15 protein-coding genes are annotated in these 15,067 nt (G+C 69.8%); 3 read left to right on the top strand and 12 right to left on the bottom strand.

The annotated features are described in order from the left end of the window. Positions 1-35: 35 nt before the first annotated feature. Genes ACSEEN_RS14625 through ACSEEN_RS14635 form a run of 3 tightly spaced genes read right to left on the bottom strand, consistent with a single transcriptional unit; the run spans position 36 to position 4,542 of the window. Positions 36-464 (bottom strand): DUF4233 domain-containing protein, encoded by a 429-nt coding sequence (locus tag ACSEEN_RS14625; protein ID WP_247867447.1) that lies wholly within the window; start codon positions 462-464, stop codon positions 36-38. After that, the gene (gene folC, locus ACSEEN_RS14630; protein WP_440713565.1) at positions 461-1,855 is read right to left on the bottom strand and encodes a bifunctional tetrahydrofolate synthase/dihydrofolate synthase; all 1,395 of its coding nucleotides are present in this window, start codon (positions 1,853-1,855) and stop codon (positions 461-463) included. The genes ACSEEN_RS14625 and folC overlap by 4 nt, the downstream gene beginning before the upstream one ends. Continuing rightward, complete coding sequence (locus tag ACSEEN_RS14635) at positions 1,852-4,542, bottom strand: valine--tRNA ligase (protein WP_440713566.1); 2,691 nt, start codon at positions 4,540-4,542, stop codon at positions 1,852-1,854. Before ACSEEN_RS14635 ends, folC begins: the two co-directional genes overlap by 4 nt. A 158-nt stretch (positions 4,543-4,700) precedes the next feature. On the opposite strand from ACSEEN_RS14635, the gene helR reads away from it, so the two are divergent. Further along, the gene (gene helR, locus ACSEEN_RS14640) at positions 4,701-6,806 is read left to right on the top strand and encodes an RNA polymerase recycling motor ATPase HelR (RefSeq protein WP_440713567.1); all 2,106 of its coding nucleotides are present in this window, start codon (positions 4,701-4,703) and stop codon (positions 6,804-6,806) included. Positions 6,807-6,810: 4 nt separating this feature from the next. Here helR and ACSEEN_RS14645 read toward each other — a convergent pair whose 3' ends face one another. From ACSEEN_RS14645 to ACSEEN_RS14670, 6 genes are all read right to left on the bottom strand, one after another. Further along, on the bottom strand, positions 6,811-7,278 hold the full coding sequence (locus tag ACSEEN_RS14645) for a hypothetical protein (RefSeq protein ID WP_440713568.1): 468 nt from the start codon (positions 7,276-7,278) through the stop codon (positions 6,811-6,813). Between the two features lie 72 nt (positions 7,279-7,350). Continuing rightward, complete coding sequence (locus ACSEEN_RS14650; protein ID WP_440713569.1) at positions 7,351-7,473, bottom strand: hypothetical protein; 123 nt, start codon at positions 7,471-7,473, stop codon at positions 7,351-7,353. Between the two features lie 230 nt (positions 7,474-7,703). Next, a complete protein-coding gene (locus ACSEEN_RS14655; protein WP_440713570.1) occupies positions 7,704-8,213 on the bottom strand; it encodes a hypothetical protein in 510 nt (169 codons plus the stop codon). A 22-nt stretch (positions 8,214-8,235) separates the two neighbouring features. Further along, positions 8,236-8,844 carry a molybdenum cofactor guanylyltransferase gene (gene mobA, locus ACSEEN_RS14660; RefSeq protein WP_247867977.1) on the bottom strand — a complete coding sequence of 203 codons (609 nt, stop codon included), beginning with the start codon at positions 8,842-8,844 and terminating at the stop codon, positions 8,236-8,238. Between the two features lie 61 nt (positions 8,845-8,905). Then, complete coding sequence (sodC, locus tag ACSEEN_RS14665) at positions 8,906-9,538, bottom strand: superoxide dismutase[Cu-Zn] (RefSeq protein ID WP_440713571.1); 633 nt, start codon at positions 9,536-9,538, stop codon at positions 8,906-8,908. A gap of 61 nt (positions 9,539-9,599) precedes the next feature. Continuing rightward, positions 9,600-10,187 (bottom strand): helix-turn-helix domain-containing protein, encoded by a 588-nt coding sequence (locus ACSEEN_RS14670; protein WP_247867442.1) that lies wholly within the window; start codon positions 10,185-10,187, stop codon positions 9,600-9,602. Between the two features lie 58 nt (positions 10,188-10,245). Here ACSEEN_RS14670 and ACSEEN_RS14675 point away from each other — a divergent pair, with 58 nt between their 5' ends. Both ACSEEN_RS14675 and ACSEEN_RS14680 read left to right on the top strand, forming a co-directional pair. Further along, positions 10,246-11,223, top strand: coding sequence for an NAD(P)/FAD-dependent oxidoreductase (locus tag ACSEEN_RS14675; RefSeq protein WP_440713572.1), 978 nt, complete (start codon positions 10,246-10,248; stop codon positions 11,221-11,223). Beyond that, complete coding sequence (locus ACSEEN_RS14680) at positions 11,220-11,888, top strand: class I SAM-dependent methyltransferase (protein WP_440713573.1); 669 nt, start codon at positions 11,220-11,222, stop codon at positions 11,886-11,888. Before ACSEEN_RS14675 ends, ACSEEN_RS14680 begins: the two co-directional genes overlap by 4 nt. A 135-nt stretch (positions 11,889-12,023) precedes the next feature. On the opposite strand, the gene clpX is transcribed toward ACSEEN_RS14680, so the two are convergent. The 3 genes from clpX to ACSEEN_RS14695 form a co-directional block, all read right to left on the bottom strand. After that, positions 12,024-13,298, bottom strand: coding sequence for an ATP-dependent Clp protease ATP-binding subunit ClpX (gene clpX, locus ACSEEN_RS14685; protein WP_440713574.1), 1,275 nt, complete (start codon positions 13,296-13,298; stop codon positions 12,024-12,026). A gap of 183 nt (positions 13,299-13,481) precedes the next feature. Then, positions 13,482-14,165 (bottom strand): ATP-dependent Clp protease proteolytic subunit, encoded by a 684-nt coding sequence (locus ACSEEN_RS14690; RefSeq protein ID WP_298442257.1) that lies wholly within the window; start codon positions 14,163-14,165, stop codon positions 13,482-13,484. A 65-nt stretch (positions 14,166-14,230) separates the two neighbouring features. Continuing rightward, a complete protein-coding gene (locus ACSEEN_RS14695) occupies positions 14,231-14,809 on the bottom strand; it encodes an ATP-dependent Clp protease proteolytic subunit (protein WP_247867975.1) in 579 nt (192 codons plus the stop codon). Between the last annotated feature and the right edge of the window lie 258 nt (positions 14,810-15,067).

Consider the following 15,067-nt stretch of genomic DNA (forward strand, 5'->3'; position numbering starts at 1 on the left):
GACCGCCATGTGCTCGTGGCCGAGTGTAGCCCAGATCAGACCGGACGCTGTCCGGGCAGCTTGCCGCGGGCGATCCGGCGTTCCACGTCGCGCTTGATGTAGACGATGTAGATCCAGACGCACAGGAAGACCACGCCGACGATCGCGATCGACCCCTGGAAGAGGCCGCCGAGGATCACCGGCACCTGCATCGCGAGGTTGATCGCCAGGGCGTGCGGGCGGCGCTGCATCCCGGACAGCAGGATCAGCAGCAGACAGACGATGCCCAGGTAGAGGCCCGACGCCCAGGTGACGCCGTGCTGGGTCAGCTTGGCGACCACCGGGAAGGTCAGGCCGACGACGATCGCTTCCAGGATCAGCACGGCGGCCATGATGCCGCGGAATCCCTTCCACGGATCGGTGGCCGGGGCGGTGAACCGCTGCGGCTGGGCGTCGCTGCCCGGGGACTCGGTCGCGGCACTCATGCGGGCTCCTTGCCGAACAGCGTGCGCCCGGCGCCCGCGGTGACCACCGAACCGGTGATCACCACGCCCGCGCCGGACAGGGTCTCGTCGTCGCCCTCTTCGGCCAGACCGATGGCGGCGGCGACCGCGTCGGGCAGGAAGGGCTCGATCACCACGCGCTCCTCGCCGAAGACCTCGATCGCGAGGTCGGCGAGCAGCTGCGGATCGAGGGCCCGCGGCGAGCCGTTGTCGGTGATGACGACGACATCGAGCACCGGCTCCACCTCGGTGAGGAAGCCGCGGGCGTCCTTGTCGCCGAGCATGCCGATCACGCCGATGAGGCGGCGGAAGTCGAACTCCTCCTCCAGCGCGGCGGCCAGCGCCGCGCCGCCGTGCGGATTGTGCGCGGCATCCACGAACACGGTCGGCGCGCTGCGCACCCGCTCTAGGCGCCCGGGGCTGTCGACACCGGCGAAGCCGGCGCGCACCAGGTCGATGTCGAGCGCGCGCTCGGCGCCCGCGCCGAAGAACGCCTCGACCGCGGCGAGCGCGACGGCGGCGTTCTCCGCCTGGTGCGTGCCGTGCAGCGGGAGGAAGATCTCGTCGTACACGCCGCCGAGCCCCTGGATGGTGAGCAGTTGTCCGCCGACGGCGGTGCGCGTGTCGAGCACGGCGAACTCCGAATTCAGCCGCGCGACCACGGTCTCCGCCGCCACCGCCTCGCGGAGCAGGACGTCCATCGCCTCCGGCTGCTGGCGGCCGATGATCGTCACCTGGTCGTCGGGGACCAGGGCCTCGCTGTCGCCGGCCTTGATGATTCCGGCCTTCTCCCCCGCGATCGCGGTGAGCGTGTCGCCCAGGTAGTCGGCGTGGTCGAAGGCGATCGGCGTGATCACCGCGACAGACGAGTCGATCACGTTGGTGGCGTCCCAGCGGCCGCCCATCCCGGTCTCCACGACGGCCACCTCGATCGGCGCCTCGGCGAAGGCCGCGTACGCCATGGCCGTGAGCACCTCGAACTTGCTCATCCGCGGTCCGCCCTGCGACTCCGAGGAATCGTCGACCATGGTGATGTACGGCTCCAGGTCGCGGTAGGTGTCGACGTAGGTCCGCGGGCTGATCGGCGCGCCGTCGATCGCGATACGTTCGGTCACCAGTTGCAGGTGCGGGCTGGTGATGCGGCCGGTACGGCGATGGAAGGCGCGCAGCAGCGCGTCGATCATCCGGGTGGTCGAGGTCTTGCCGTTGGTACCCGCGATGTGGATCGACGGGTACGCGCGCTGCGGATTCCCGAGCAGTTCCATGAGTGCCGTGATCCGCGTCAGCGAGGGCTCGATCTTGGTCTCCGGCCAGCGTGTATCGAGCTCGGCTTCGACGGTGGCCAGCTCGGCGAGGGCGTCCTCGTCGCTCACCGGGCGTTCAGCTCCGCCAGCTTGGCCGTCAGGCGCGCCACCTCGGCCTCGGCGAGTTCCCGGCGCGCGGTGATCTTGGCGACCACCGCGTCCGGCGCCTTGGCGAGGAACTGTTCGTTGCCGAGCTTGGCGGTGGTCCCGGCCAGTTCCTTCTCCGCGGCGGCCAGATCCTTCGCGGCACGCTTGCGCTCGGCCTCCACGTCGACCTGCCCGGACGTGTCGATGGCGACGGTCGGCGTACACGACGACAGCCGCACCTCGACCGTCGCGGTCGCGGCGAAGTCGTCGCCGGCCGGGGTGAGTTTGGCCAGCGCGTCCAGGTACGGGCGCATGCCGGCCAGATCCGGGGTGAGCCCGCTGACCCGCGCGGCGACCCGCTGGCCGGGGTTGAGGCCCTGGTCGCTGCGGAAGCGGCGCACTTCGGTCACGAGTTTCTGGAGGTCGTCGATCGCGGTGGCCGCCGCCTCGTCGTACGGCTGGCCGGAGACCTCCGGCCAGGACGCGACGACGACGGATTCCTCGCCGGTGAGCGCCTTCCAGAGGGTCTCCGTGACGAACGGCATGACCGGCGAGAGGGCACGGAGCAGCTTGTCGAGGACCGTGCCGAGGACCAGCGCGGTGGTCTCCTTCCGCCGCCCGTTGAGCTCGTCCGCCCGCCCGTTGAGCTCGTCGAAATGCTCACTGTTCTGCACCTTCGCAAGTTCGAGGTACCAGTCGCAGACCTCGTCCCACGCGAAGTGGTAGAGCGCCTCGCAGGCCTTGGAGAACTCGTAGGACTCGAAGCCGGAGTCGACGTCGGACAGCACCTGGTCGAGGCGGCCGAGGATCCAGCGGTCGGCGACGGTCAGCTCCTCGCGCGGCGGCAACTCCCCCACTCGTGCACCGTTCATCAGGGCGAACTTGGTGGCGTTGAACAGCTTGGTGGCGAAGTTGCGCGAGGACTGCGCGTGGGATTCGCCGACCGAGATGTCGCTGCCCGGGTTGGCCCCGCGCGCCAGGGTGAAGCGCAGGGCGTCGGCGCCGAAGCGGTCGATCCAGTCGAGCGGGTCGATGCCGTTGCCCTTGGACTTGCTCATCTTGCGGCCGTGCTCGTCGCGCACCAGACCGTGGAGGAAGACGTTCTCGAACGGGACGACGGCCTTGTCACCGGCCAGACCGGCGTCGTCGAGCTTGCCGACATAGGTGCCGAACATCATCATGCGGGCGACCCAGAAGAACAGGATGTCGTACCCGGTGACCAGCACCGACGTCGGGTAGAACTTCTCGATCTCGTCGGTGCGCTCGGGCCAGCCCATGGTGGAGAAGGGCCACAGGCCAGAGCTGAACCACGTGTCCAGGACGTCCGGGTCCTGTTCCCAGCCCTCCGGCGCCGTCTCGTCGGGGCCGAAGCAGCGGGCCTCGCCCTCGGGCGAGTACCAGATCGGGATGCGGTGCCCCCACCACAGCTGGCGGGAGATGCACCAGTCGTGCATGCCGTCGACCCAGTCGAACCAGCGCGGTTCCTGGCTGGCCGGGTGGATCACGGTGTCACCGTTCCGGACGGCATCGCCGGCGGCCTTGGCCAGCTGATCGACCTTGACCCACCACTGGAGCGACAGCCGCGGCTCGATGCTCTCGCCGGAGCGCTCGGAATGCCCGACGCTGTGCAGGTAGGGGCGGATCTCCTTGACGATGCGGCCCTGCTCCGCGAGCGCCTCGCGGACCGCCACGCGCGCCTCGAAGCGGTCGAGGCCGTCGAACCGCGTTCCGGTGCCCTCGATGCGTCCGGTCTTGTCCATGATGGTGGGCATCGGCAGGTCGTGCCGCAGGCCCATCTCGAAGTCGTTGGGGTCGTGCGCGGGGGTGATCTTGACCGCGCCGGAACCGAATTCGGGGTCGACGTAGTCGTCGGCGATCACCGGGACGGTGCGGTCGAGGAAGGGATGCGCGAGCTGCGTACCGACGAGGTGCCGGTACCGCTCGTCGTCGGGGTGCACGGCGATCGCGGTGTCGCCGAGCATGGTCTCCATCCGGGTGGTGGCGACGACGATGTGCGGCTCGTCGTCGTTCATCGAGCCGTAGCGGAAGGAGACGAGTTCGCCCTCCACCTCCTCGAACTTGACCTCGATGTCGCTGATCGCGGTCTGCAGCACCGGCGACCAGTTGACCAGGCGCTCGGCGCGGTAGATGAGACCGTCGTCGTACAGCTTCTTGAAGATGGACTGCACGGCGCGGGACAGGCCCTCGTCCATGGTGAAGCGGTCGCGCGACCAGTCCACGCCGTCACCGAGGCGGCGCATCTGGCCCTGAATGGTGCCGCCGGACTCGCGCTTCCACTCCCAGACCTTCTCGATGAAGGCCTCGCGCCCGAGCGCCTCCTTGCTGGTACCGGCGGCGACGAGCTGCTTCTCGACGATGCTCTGCGTCGCGATACCGGCGTGGTCCATGCCGGGCAGCCACAGCACCTCGTAGCCCTGCATCCGCTTGCGGCGGGTCAGGGTGTCCATCAGGGTGTGGTCGAGGGCGTGCCCCATATGCAGGGAGCCGGTCACGTTCGGCGGCGGCAGCACGATCGAATAGCCGGGCTTGTCGCTGGTCGCGTCGGCGGTGAAGTACCCGGCCGCTACCCAGCCCTCGTACAGGGCTTCCTCGTGCTCAGCGGGATTCCAGGCAGCGGGGAGCGCGTTGTGCGCGTCAGGGGTAGTCACGCGGACGATTCTAGTGAAGGTCGCGGAAAGACCGGCAACGCCCTCGGCCGCCCCCGCCGACATCTCTTCCCCTTTCACCATACCGCGCGCATCGGGGCTTGCGGCAAGGGCCGATGCGGGGCGCATAATCGCTGCTCACCACTCGTGAGGAGCCCTCTTTGCCCGTCCCCTCGTCGCACTTCCGCCTGCCCGCCTCCCTCGCCCGCAAGACCGTCGCGTCGCTCATCGACGGCGACGACGCGCACTTCGCTGCCGTCGACGCCGCCGTCAGCGCGCAGGCGGGCGCCGTCTCGGACCGGCTGGACACACTGCGCGCGATTCCGGCCCGCGCCGGGCGGGAAGCCGTCGAGCGTGACGCCGAGATCCGCACGCTCACCGCGCGCCTCGCGTTGCTGCGCCGCCGCGGCGCCGACCTGTGCCTGGGGCGGATGACCGGTGCGGACGGGTCGCTGGTGTACCTCGGGCGGCTCGGCGTCACCGGCCGCGACGGCCGGGAACTACTCCTCGACTGGCGCACACCGGCCGCCGCGCCGTTCTTCGCGGCCTCCCGCGCGGTGCCGTCCGGCCTCGTCGCCCGCCGCCGGTACCGCTGGTCGGGCGGGCGCGTCGTCGACTACTGGGACGAGGCGCTCACCGACGAGGGGCTGGTGCACGGCGGCGCGCTGGACGCGGAGTCGTCGTTCCTGGCCTCTCTCGCCGACGCCCGGACCACCCGGATGCGCGACGTTCTGGCCACGCTCGCCGCCGACCAGCACGCGATCATCCGGGACGACTCCCCCGGCACTCTGGTGGTCGACGGCGGCCCGGGCACCGGGAAGACGGTGGTGGCGCTGCATCGGGCGGCGTATCTGCTGTACGCCGATCCGAGGGTCGGCGCGGCGCGCGGCGGTGTGCTGTTCGTCGGCCCCACCGACCGGTATCTCGCGTACGTGGCGGACGTGCTGCCCGACCTCGGCGAGGAGGGCACCCGGTTCGCCACGATCGGCGACCTGGTTCCCGAGGGCCGCTCCGCCGGGCCGGACACCGACCGCGAGGTCGCGGCGGCGAAATCACGGCTGACCGGTGCGATCGAGCGGGCGGTCGCGTTCTACGAGGAGCCGCCGGCCGAGCCGGTCGTCGTCGAGAGCGGCGGAACGGACGTCGAGGTGACACCGGCGGACTGGGCGCTGGCCTTCGACGGCGTCGAGCCGGGCACGCCGCACAACGAGGCGCGGCCGGCGATCCTCGACGCCCTGGTCGAGGTGCTCTCCGCCCGCCACGACACCCTGCCCCTCGCCGGACTCCGCGCCGAGATCGCCCGGGCGTGGCCGCTGCTCGACGCGCGCGACGTGATCGCCGATCTGTGGACCGTTCCCGCGTACCTGCGGTACTGCGCACCGGCCCTGTCCGACCGGGAGGTCCGCCTGCTGCGGCGCGCGGACGGCTACGCGTGGACGCGGGCCGATCTGCCGCTGCTCGACGCCGCCCGGCACCGACTGGGTGACGCCGATGCGCTCGCGCGGGAGCGCCGACGGGACGCGGAGACCGCCGAACAGCGGCGCGTGATGGCCGACGTCCTGGACGAGCTGGTGGCCGCCGACGACGACCGCGAGGGTCTGGTCCAGCAGTTCGCGTTCGGCGGCATGGCCGCACTGACCACCGACTATTCGGGTCTTCCCGACGCCGAGCCCGACCGGCTCGCCGGACCGTTCGCGCACGTCGTCGTCGACGAGGCCCAGGAGCTCACGGACGCCGAGTGGGCGATGCTGCGGCGGCGCTGCCGCGCGGGCGGTTTCACCGTCGTCGGTGACCGGGCGCAGGCCCGGGGCGGGTTCGCCGAATCGTGGGAGGAGCGGTTGCGCCGCTGCGGGCTGCGGAGCATCCGGGTGGCGCGGCTCGGCCTGAACTATCGCACGCCGCGCGAGGTGATGGACGTCGCCGCTCGGGAGATCATCCGGGTGCTCCCGGATGCGAACGTGCCCGACTCGGTGCGCGGCGCCGGACGGCCGGTGCGCGAGTGCTCGCTGGCCGAGGTGCCCGTCGTGCTCGACGAGTGGCTCGCCGAGCACGACGGCGTGTCGTGCGTGATCGCCACGCCGGAGGTCCTGGCCTCGATTCCGGAGCGGCCGCGGGTCGTCGCGCTCGATCCGGCCGGAACGAGCGGGCTGGAGTTCGACCTGGTGATCGTGTGCGCGCCCGCGTCGTTCGGCGACGGGCTGCCGGGCGCGGTGAGTCGCTACATCGCGATGACTCGCGCGACCGGCGAGCTGGTCATCGCGTCGTGACGGATCAGCCGACGTTGAACGTCGCGGCACCCGGGATCGACCACGGGCCGCCGCGGCTGACGATGTTGATGGAGCCGATCACGGTGCCCGCCCCCGGGGTCAGCTTGACCTTCTGCGAGCCGGACCACGGACCGGGGCAGGGGCGCACACTCCCCGATCCGGAGCGCCCGTTGCTGATGTTGGTGTAGTCGAAGCGCACGAACGAGTCCTGCACCGCCGGGCTGTGACACTGTCCGCCGGCCGGGGCGCTGAGCCACACGGCCCCCGGACCGGCGGTGTCGATGCGGATCGACGCCGAATAGGTGCCGAAGGCGGTGATCCCGTCCGCGGTGATGCCGTTCGCCGGGAACTGCTGGACGCCGACCGGCGCGGCCTCCGCGGTCCCGGCGGCCACGGTCCCCGCCATCCCGGCGACAGCGACTCCCGCCGCTCCCGCCAATGCCATGACCCGCGCACGAGTAGTGATCTTCATTTCGGCCTCCTGACGGCAGTACAGCGTGAGTGCTGTACCGAATGTGTCATTCATCACGCTTCCGGCGTTACATCACCCACCGGTGAGCCGCGGATGCGAGGTACTCGCCAGTTTGAACCAGAGTGTCCGGCGCCCCGCGTCGACCAGGTACCAGATCCGGCCACCACTCGTGATCTCGTATTGCCACTGTTCCATCGACCGCCCGCCATGGATCGCCGATGCGAGGTCGCCTTTCAATCGGTGATGGCGAGCGGTCGCCGATGGGTGGTCATCGCGATTCCGCAGTTCCTCGAAGGCCACCAGTGCGTTCGCCGGAACCGAACGACACAGTTCCTCCCAGCCCCGGGCCGCTTCGGTCGTCGCAAATCTCAAGTCCCACAGGTCGCCCGCTGCCGGAGGCGCCACTCGATCGCCCCGTTTGGGACTCACAGCGCCGGCGCCGGCACGGGCCCGACGTCGTCGTGGGTGGGTGCGCGCAGAGCCGTGGCGAGTGCCGGATCGGAATACACCTCCGCAGTATGCCGCCATGCCGCGATCGCCTGGGCCGCGAGCGCCGGATTGTTCAACGATTCGCTGACCTCGAGCGCATCGGTGAGCTCGATGCCGAATTCCTCGATTTCCGGTTCCGAAAGGAGCTTCGCCCACGGAAACGCCGCGACGACGACACCTCGCAACAGCTCCGCACCACCCGGCCTCCCCGCGACCGCGCGGAGCACCGCCACCGCGGCGGACACCACATCGTGCTCCTGCTCGGCGCGGGCCGCGGTGACGAGCACCAGGTCCTCAGCGTCGCGGCGGGTCACTCGCAGCGGGCGGCCGCCCTCGCCTAGCCAGCTGTCGAGGGCTGCCTTTCCACGATTCTGCAACTCGGAGAACGAGACAGCGTGAGTAACCATACTTTCAAAGTACTTTGAAAGTATGGTTTCGGCAATCATTGCTCGTCGGCCGCCGCCCGGCCTACGCGGTGCGGAGCCGATGAACGTCCTCGGGGGCGTCGACGTTGGTGAGCCAGTCCGGGTTGCTGACGGTGACCCGGTGGGTGACGATCGCGTCGAGCGCCGCGGTCATCCGCTGCTCCCCCGTGGCCAGCAGTTCGGCGAGACGCGGAGCGACCCGGGTGCGGTAGATGCCCGCCATCGGATGCGCTCGCTCGCTGTCGTACGCGATCACCGCGTCGGTGGACACGGTGAGGCCCCGCAGGAGTTCGTCGATCAGTTCGGGCTCGATGAGCGGCATGTCGGTGGCGCAGACGAAGGCCGCGGGCGAGCCCGCCGCCTCGGCCGCTTCGAGCGCGACCACCAGACCGCCGAGCGGACCCGTACCGATCTCCTCGGTGGTGATCCAGGTGAGGCCGTCGGCCTGCCCGAGTTCGACGTACGCCTGCGAGGTCTGGGCCGCGGTCACCAGGACCGGGTCACAGCGCTGGGCGACGACGTCGACCACGGTGCTCAACAGGGGCCGCCCGTCCCAGTCCATCGAGGCCTTGTCCCGGCCCATCCGACGGGAACGACCACCCGCGAGAACGATGCCGGCGAGATTGAGGTGTCTGTGCGTCATGGCCACCATTGTGTCGGTCGGCACCGACAAATATGGCCGCTTGGGGAACCGGCGCCCGGTCCGCCGGCGATCAGGCGGCCTTGCCGCCGCCGGGCGAGATCACACCGCAGGCCACGCGACTGCCGGCGTCACCGGTCATCATCGTCTTCTCGTCGGGACCCGGCGTCCCGTTGTTCTGCTTGTACCGGTCGGCGGGGATGTTGCCGAAGTTGTCGGGGCCGGAGTGGATGATGATCGCGGTCCCGGCACCGGCCAGCAGGTCGGCGCGGGTGAAGCCGTCGGTCGTCGTCTCCAGCAGCGCCGATCCGTCGTTGCGGACCTGCAGCGACGACAGGTCGCCGCTCATCGGGTGTCCCGTGTGCCCGGGCGCCTGGAAGTGGCCGCCCGCGGACAGGAAGTTCCCGGTCTCACCGCCGCCCGGCGCCTGCGAGTTCGGCTCGCACTTGCCGACCGCGTGGACGTGCAGACCGTGGAAGCCCGGCGTCAGTTTGCCCGGCTCCGTGGTCTTGACCTCGACGGTCGCGTAGCCGTGGTCGAACTCGATCTCCGCGGTGGCGATCTCGGCGCCGCTCGCGTCCTTGATCGGGACGTGCAGGGTGTCGGAGTCGCTCTTGTCCGAACTGCCGCACGCCGCGAGCGACACGGCCATCACCCCCGCGGCCAGAACTGCGGACAGGGACCGGAGAGCATTCCGAGTAGCCATGTCTCCACGGTAGTCCTCCGAACGGAGGACACAAGGGGGTCGCGGCGCGGGCCGCCCGCGATCAGGCCGGGCGGGCCCGGACGTGGGCGCGTTCCCCCTGCTTCCCGACCAGCGCCAGGCACTCGACCGGGCCGGCGGACGTCGCACCGAACCAGTGCGGAGTCCGGCAGTCGAATTCGGCGACCTCGCCGGGTTTGAGCAGCAGGTCGTGCTCGCCCAGGACCAGCCGCAGGGTCCCGTTCAGCACGTACACCCAGTCGTAGCCCTCGTGCACCCGCAACTCGGGATGGTCGACGTCGTCGTCGACCGCGGGGATCACCAGCTTGTACGCCTGGATCCCGCCCGGCCGCCGGCTCAGCGGCAGCACCACGCGGCCGCACTCGTCCACGACCGGCCGGATACTCACCCGCGGATCGCCGGTGGGCGGCGCGTCGACCAGCTCGTCCAGCGTCACGCCGTATACCCGGGCCAGCGGCAACAGTTGTTCCAGCGTCGGCCGCCGCAATCCCGATTCCAGGCGCGACAGCGTGCTCGCCGAGATGCCGGTCTGCTCGGCCAGGTCGGTCAGGGTCACGTCGCGCCGACTGCGCAATTGCTTCAGCCGGGCCCCGACGGCATCGAGCGTCTCATCGTCGTTCACGACTTCCATTTTGCCGTTCGGCAACAATCTTTGCCAGTACGGCCGACGGTGCCGCACCATCGTCGGCATGACCAGACATTCAGAGCAGGACACGACCGACACCGACCGCGACGAGGTGATCGTCATCGGCGCGGGCGCGGCCGGACTCAGCGCCGGACTGACGCTGGCGCGCGCCCGGCGGCGCGTCACCGTGATCGACGGCGGCGCCCCGCGCAACGCTCCGGCCGCCGGAATCCACGGCCTGATCGCCGCCGAGGGCATCTCCCCCGCCGAATACATCGCGCGCGGCCGCGCCGAGGTCACCGGGTACGGCGGACGCCTCGTCGACGGCCAGGTGGACAGGATCACCCGCGACGACGACGGCTTCACCATCGCGCTCGACGACGGCACGACCCTCCGCAGCCGCACCGTCCTCGTCGCCACCGGCGTCCGCGACGACCTCCCGAGCATTCCCGGCCTGCACCGGCACTGGGGCACCGCGATCCTGCACTGCCCGTACTGCCACGGCTGGGAGGCCCGAGACAAGCGCATCGGGATCCTCGCGACCGGACCGCTGTCCTGGATGCAGGCGTTGATGTTCCACCAGTGGAGCGACGACGTCGTGCTTCTCGCCAACGGCGTCGACTTCTCCAGCGACGACCTCGCCACCCTCGACCGCGTCGGGGTCCAGGTCCGCACCGGCCTGGTCGAGGAGGTATTCGACGACCCGGACGGCGCGCTCGCCGGGGTCCGGCTCACCGGCGGCTCCACCGTCGACCTCGACGCGATCGCCGTGCACTCCCGGATCCACGCGAACACCGGGATCCTGGCCGGTCTCGGCGTCTCCGTCGAAGAGAACGAGTTCGGCACGTACCTCGCGGCGGACTCCGACGGCCGCACCGGCGTGCCGGGCCTGTGGGCCGCGGGCAACATCCGCGACCAGATGGCTCAAGTCACCAGTTCGGCCGCCGACGGCGTCTTCGTCGCGGCCCGGCTCAATATGGACCTGATCTTCACCGATGCGGGCCGGCCGGTCACGCCGCCGCGGGAGCCGGTGCGGCGATGAGTCACACGCACACCACCGACGACGCCGCCCGCTGGGAGGACATGTGGGCCGACGGCACCTGTCCGGAGGCGACCTCCGTACATCCGTACCTCGCCACCGAGACGGCGGGGCTGACACCCGGCACCGCCATCGACGCCGGCTGCGGCGGGGGCCGCGAAGCGATCGCGCTCGCCGAACGCGGCTGGCAGGTGACCGGGATCGACGTCTCGCCGAGCGCTCTCGCCCTCGCACGCCGCCGCGCCGCCGACGCACGCGTCGAGATCGACTGGCTCCACGCCGATCTCAGCACCTGGGCACCGGCCGCACCGGCCGGCCTGGTGACGACGTTCTACGCCCACCCGCCCGGCAGTCACCTCGACTTCTATCGAAGGCTGGCGGGTTGGGTGGCGCCGGGCGGCACGCTGCTCATCGTCGGCCATCTGCATCGCGCGGACCACGGCCACGATCACACCGGCCACCACGACACCGGCCACGATCACACCGGCCACGACGACACCGAGCCACCGGAGGAGACCACGGCCACGGCCGGTCAGATCGTCGCCCTGCTCCCTCCCGACGAGTGGCGGATCGACACGGCGCTCGAGACGTCGCGGACCATCACCGATAGTGCCGGGCACGAGCGAGAGCTACACGACGTCGTCGTGCGGGCGCCACGGCTCCGCTGACCTGCGAGAGCGGGTGGTCTCGACTCCGCTCGACCAGCATGAGAAGTGCACGGCCAGCGGGACACGGACCGGGGATGCACGAGACCGCACGGTCTTCCGGTCAGCGACCGTGAAACCGTGCGGTCTCGGGACGGATCAGGCCGACTTCTCGCGGGGCTCGCGCTTCTTGCGGGGCACGATCGTCGGGAGCACGTTGTCGTTGACCGTCTCCGCGGTCACGACCACCTTGGCCACGTCGGTGCGGCTGGGGATGTCGTACATGACGGGCAGCAGCACCTCCTCCATGATCGCACGGAGACCGCGGGCGCCGGTGCCGCGGTGAATCGCCTGATCGGCGACCGCCTCCAGCGCGTCGTCGGTGAACTCGAGTTCCACGTTGTCCATGTCGAAGAGCTTGCGGTACTGCTTCACCAGCGCGTTCTTCGGATCGGACAGGATCGAGACCAGGGCGTCCTTGTCGAGGTTGGTCACCGAGGCGATCATCGGCAGGCGGCCGATGAACTCCGGGATCAGACCGAACTTGATCAGGTCCTCCGGCATGACGTCGGCGAAGTGGTCGGTGGTGTCGACCTCGTTCTTGCTCGTCACCTCGTTGCCGAAACCGATACCGCGCTTACCGATCCGCTCGGACACGATCTTCTCCAGCCCGGCGAAGGCACCGGCCACGATGAACAGCACGTTCGTCGTGTCGATCTGGATGAACTCCTGGTGCGGATGCTTGCGGCCGCCCTGCGGCGGGACCGACGCCTGCGTGCCCTCGAGGATCTTCAGCAGCGCCTGCTGCACGCCCTCACCGGACACGTCGCGGGTGATCGACAGGTTCTCGCTCTTGCGCGCGACCTTGTCGACCTCGTCGATGTAGATGATGCCGGTCTCGGCGCGCTTGACGTCGTAGTCGGCGGCCTGGATCAGCTTCAGCAGGATGTTCTCGACGTCCTCGCCCACATAGCCGGCCTCGGTGAGCGCAGTGGCGTCGGCGATCGCGAACGGCACGTTCAGCATCTTGGCGAGGGTCTGTGCCAGGTAGGTCTTGCCGCAGCCGGTGGGACCGAGCATCAGGATGTTGCTCTTGGCCAGCTCGACGGTCTCGCCGCCGCGCGCTTCCTTCTTCTCCCCGGCCTGGATGCGCTTGTAGTGGTTGTAGACCGCGACCGCGAGCGTCCGCTTGGCGGTGTCCTGACCGACCACGTAGGTGTCCAGGAATTCGCGGATCTCGGCCGGCTTCGGGAGCTCGTCGAGCTTCACATCGCTGGTCTCGGCGAGCTCTTCCTCGATGATCTCGTTGCACAGGTCGATGCACTCGTCGCAGATGTACACCCCGGGACCGGCGATGAGCTTCTTGACCTGCTTCTGACTCTTGCCGCAGAACGAGCACTTCAACAGGTCGCCGCCGTCTCCGATACGTGCCATGTCGCCTTGCACCAACTTCCTGCTCTGCGCTACCTCAACGGTACCCGCGCACTAACTCGTCTACACGCTCTCTGCGCCGCGTCCTCTGCGAGGATTCGCGGACTTGTGCCGTGGCCTGTAGAGCCTACGGCGCTCCGGTCGCCGACACCCCGGGCGAAGACCCGGCGTGTCGGCGGCCGCCGGCTACGACTTGCGGGCCGACTTCTTGCGGTACTCGAAGACCTCGTCGACGATGCCGTAGTCCTTGGCCTGCTCGGCCGTCAGGATGTTGTCGCGGTCGGTGTCGCGGCGGATCTTCTCCGGGTCCTGGCCGGTGTGCCGGGCCAGGATCTCGTCGAGCCGATGGCGGATCCGCTCGATCTCGTTGGCCTGGATCTCCAGGTCGGACACCTGGCCCTGGTAGGCGCCGCCGGTGCGCGGCTGGTGGATCAGGATGGTCGCGTTCGGCAGCGCGGCGCGCTTGCCGGGGGTGCCGCCGGCCAGCAGGATCGCCGCGGCCGAGGCCGCCTCACCCAGGCACACGGTGACGATGTCGCAGTGCACGTACTGCATGGTGTCGTAGATGGCGAGCATGTCGTGCACGCTGCCGCCCGGCGAGTTGATGTACATGGTGATGTCGCGGTCGGGGTCCTGGCTCTCGAGCACCAGCAGCTGCGCCATCACGTCGTTCGCCACGGTCTGGTCGATCGGCGTGCCGACGAAGACGATGCGCTCCTCGAAGAGCTTGGCGTACGGGTCGTACTGGCGCTGGCCGTTGGGGGTGTTCTCGATGAACGACGGCAGGATGTAGCGCGCTTCGATCTGCTTGAGCGCGATCGCCGAATCGGGGATGCCGGCGCGGACGTCGGCCGGAAGAGTGCTGTACATGGGGTCTCCGTGAAAGTCGTTGTGAGCGGCGGTTCCCTGGCGGTCCCTGAGCTCCGTCGAAGGGATCATGCGCCGGTGCGGGCGACGCTGGTCACCACGTGGTCGACGATGCCGTATTCCTGCGCCTCCGAGGCGGTGAACCACTTGTCGCGGTCGGCGTCGGCCTCGATCTTCTCCAGCGGCTGGCCGGTGAACTCGGAGTTGAGCCGGTTCATCTCCTTCTTGGTGGCCGCGAACTGCTCGGCCTGAATGGCGATGTCGGCCGCGGTGCCGCCGATACCGGCGGACGGCTGGTGCATCATGATGCGCGCGTGCGGGAGCGCGTGGCGCTTGCCCTTGGCGCCGGCGGCGAGGAGGAACTGCCCCATCGAGGCGGCCATGCCCATCGCGTAGGTGGCCACGTCGCACGGTGCCAGCTGCATGGTGTCGAAGATGGCCATACCCGCGGTGACGCTGCCGCCCGGCGAGTTGATGTACAGGTTGATGTCCCGTTCGGGATCCTCGGCGGCGAGCAGCAGGATCTGCGCGCAGAGACGGTTGGCGATGTCGTCGTCCACCTGGGTGCCCAGGAAGATGATGCGCTCGCGCAGCAGCCGCTCGAACACCGAATCGGTCAGATTCAGGCCGGCGACACCCGAGGCCATGCTGGGCGGCGTGTACAGGTTGCTCACGGTGGAAAGTCTCCTCTGTCGTGTGGCGGCCATCGCGTGGTGGCCCCAGCCGCGGTTGAAAGCTGTCACCGACATTAATCAAATGCGGGGGTCCGGATGTTCCGCACACCCCGGTGATTCGCTGACAGCGGAACAATCCGCTGACAGCGGAACCAGACGCCCCAGTCGATGCGCGGGGGGGGGGGGGGGGGGGGGGGGGGGGGGGGGAGGGGGGGGGGGGGGGGGGGGAGG

This window comes from Gordonia marina, assembly GCF_052036135.1.
GTDB lineage: Bacteria > Actinomycetota > Actinomycetes > Mycobacteriales > Mycobacteriaceae > Gordonia.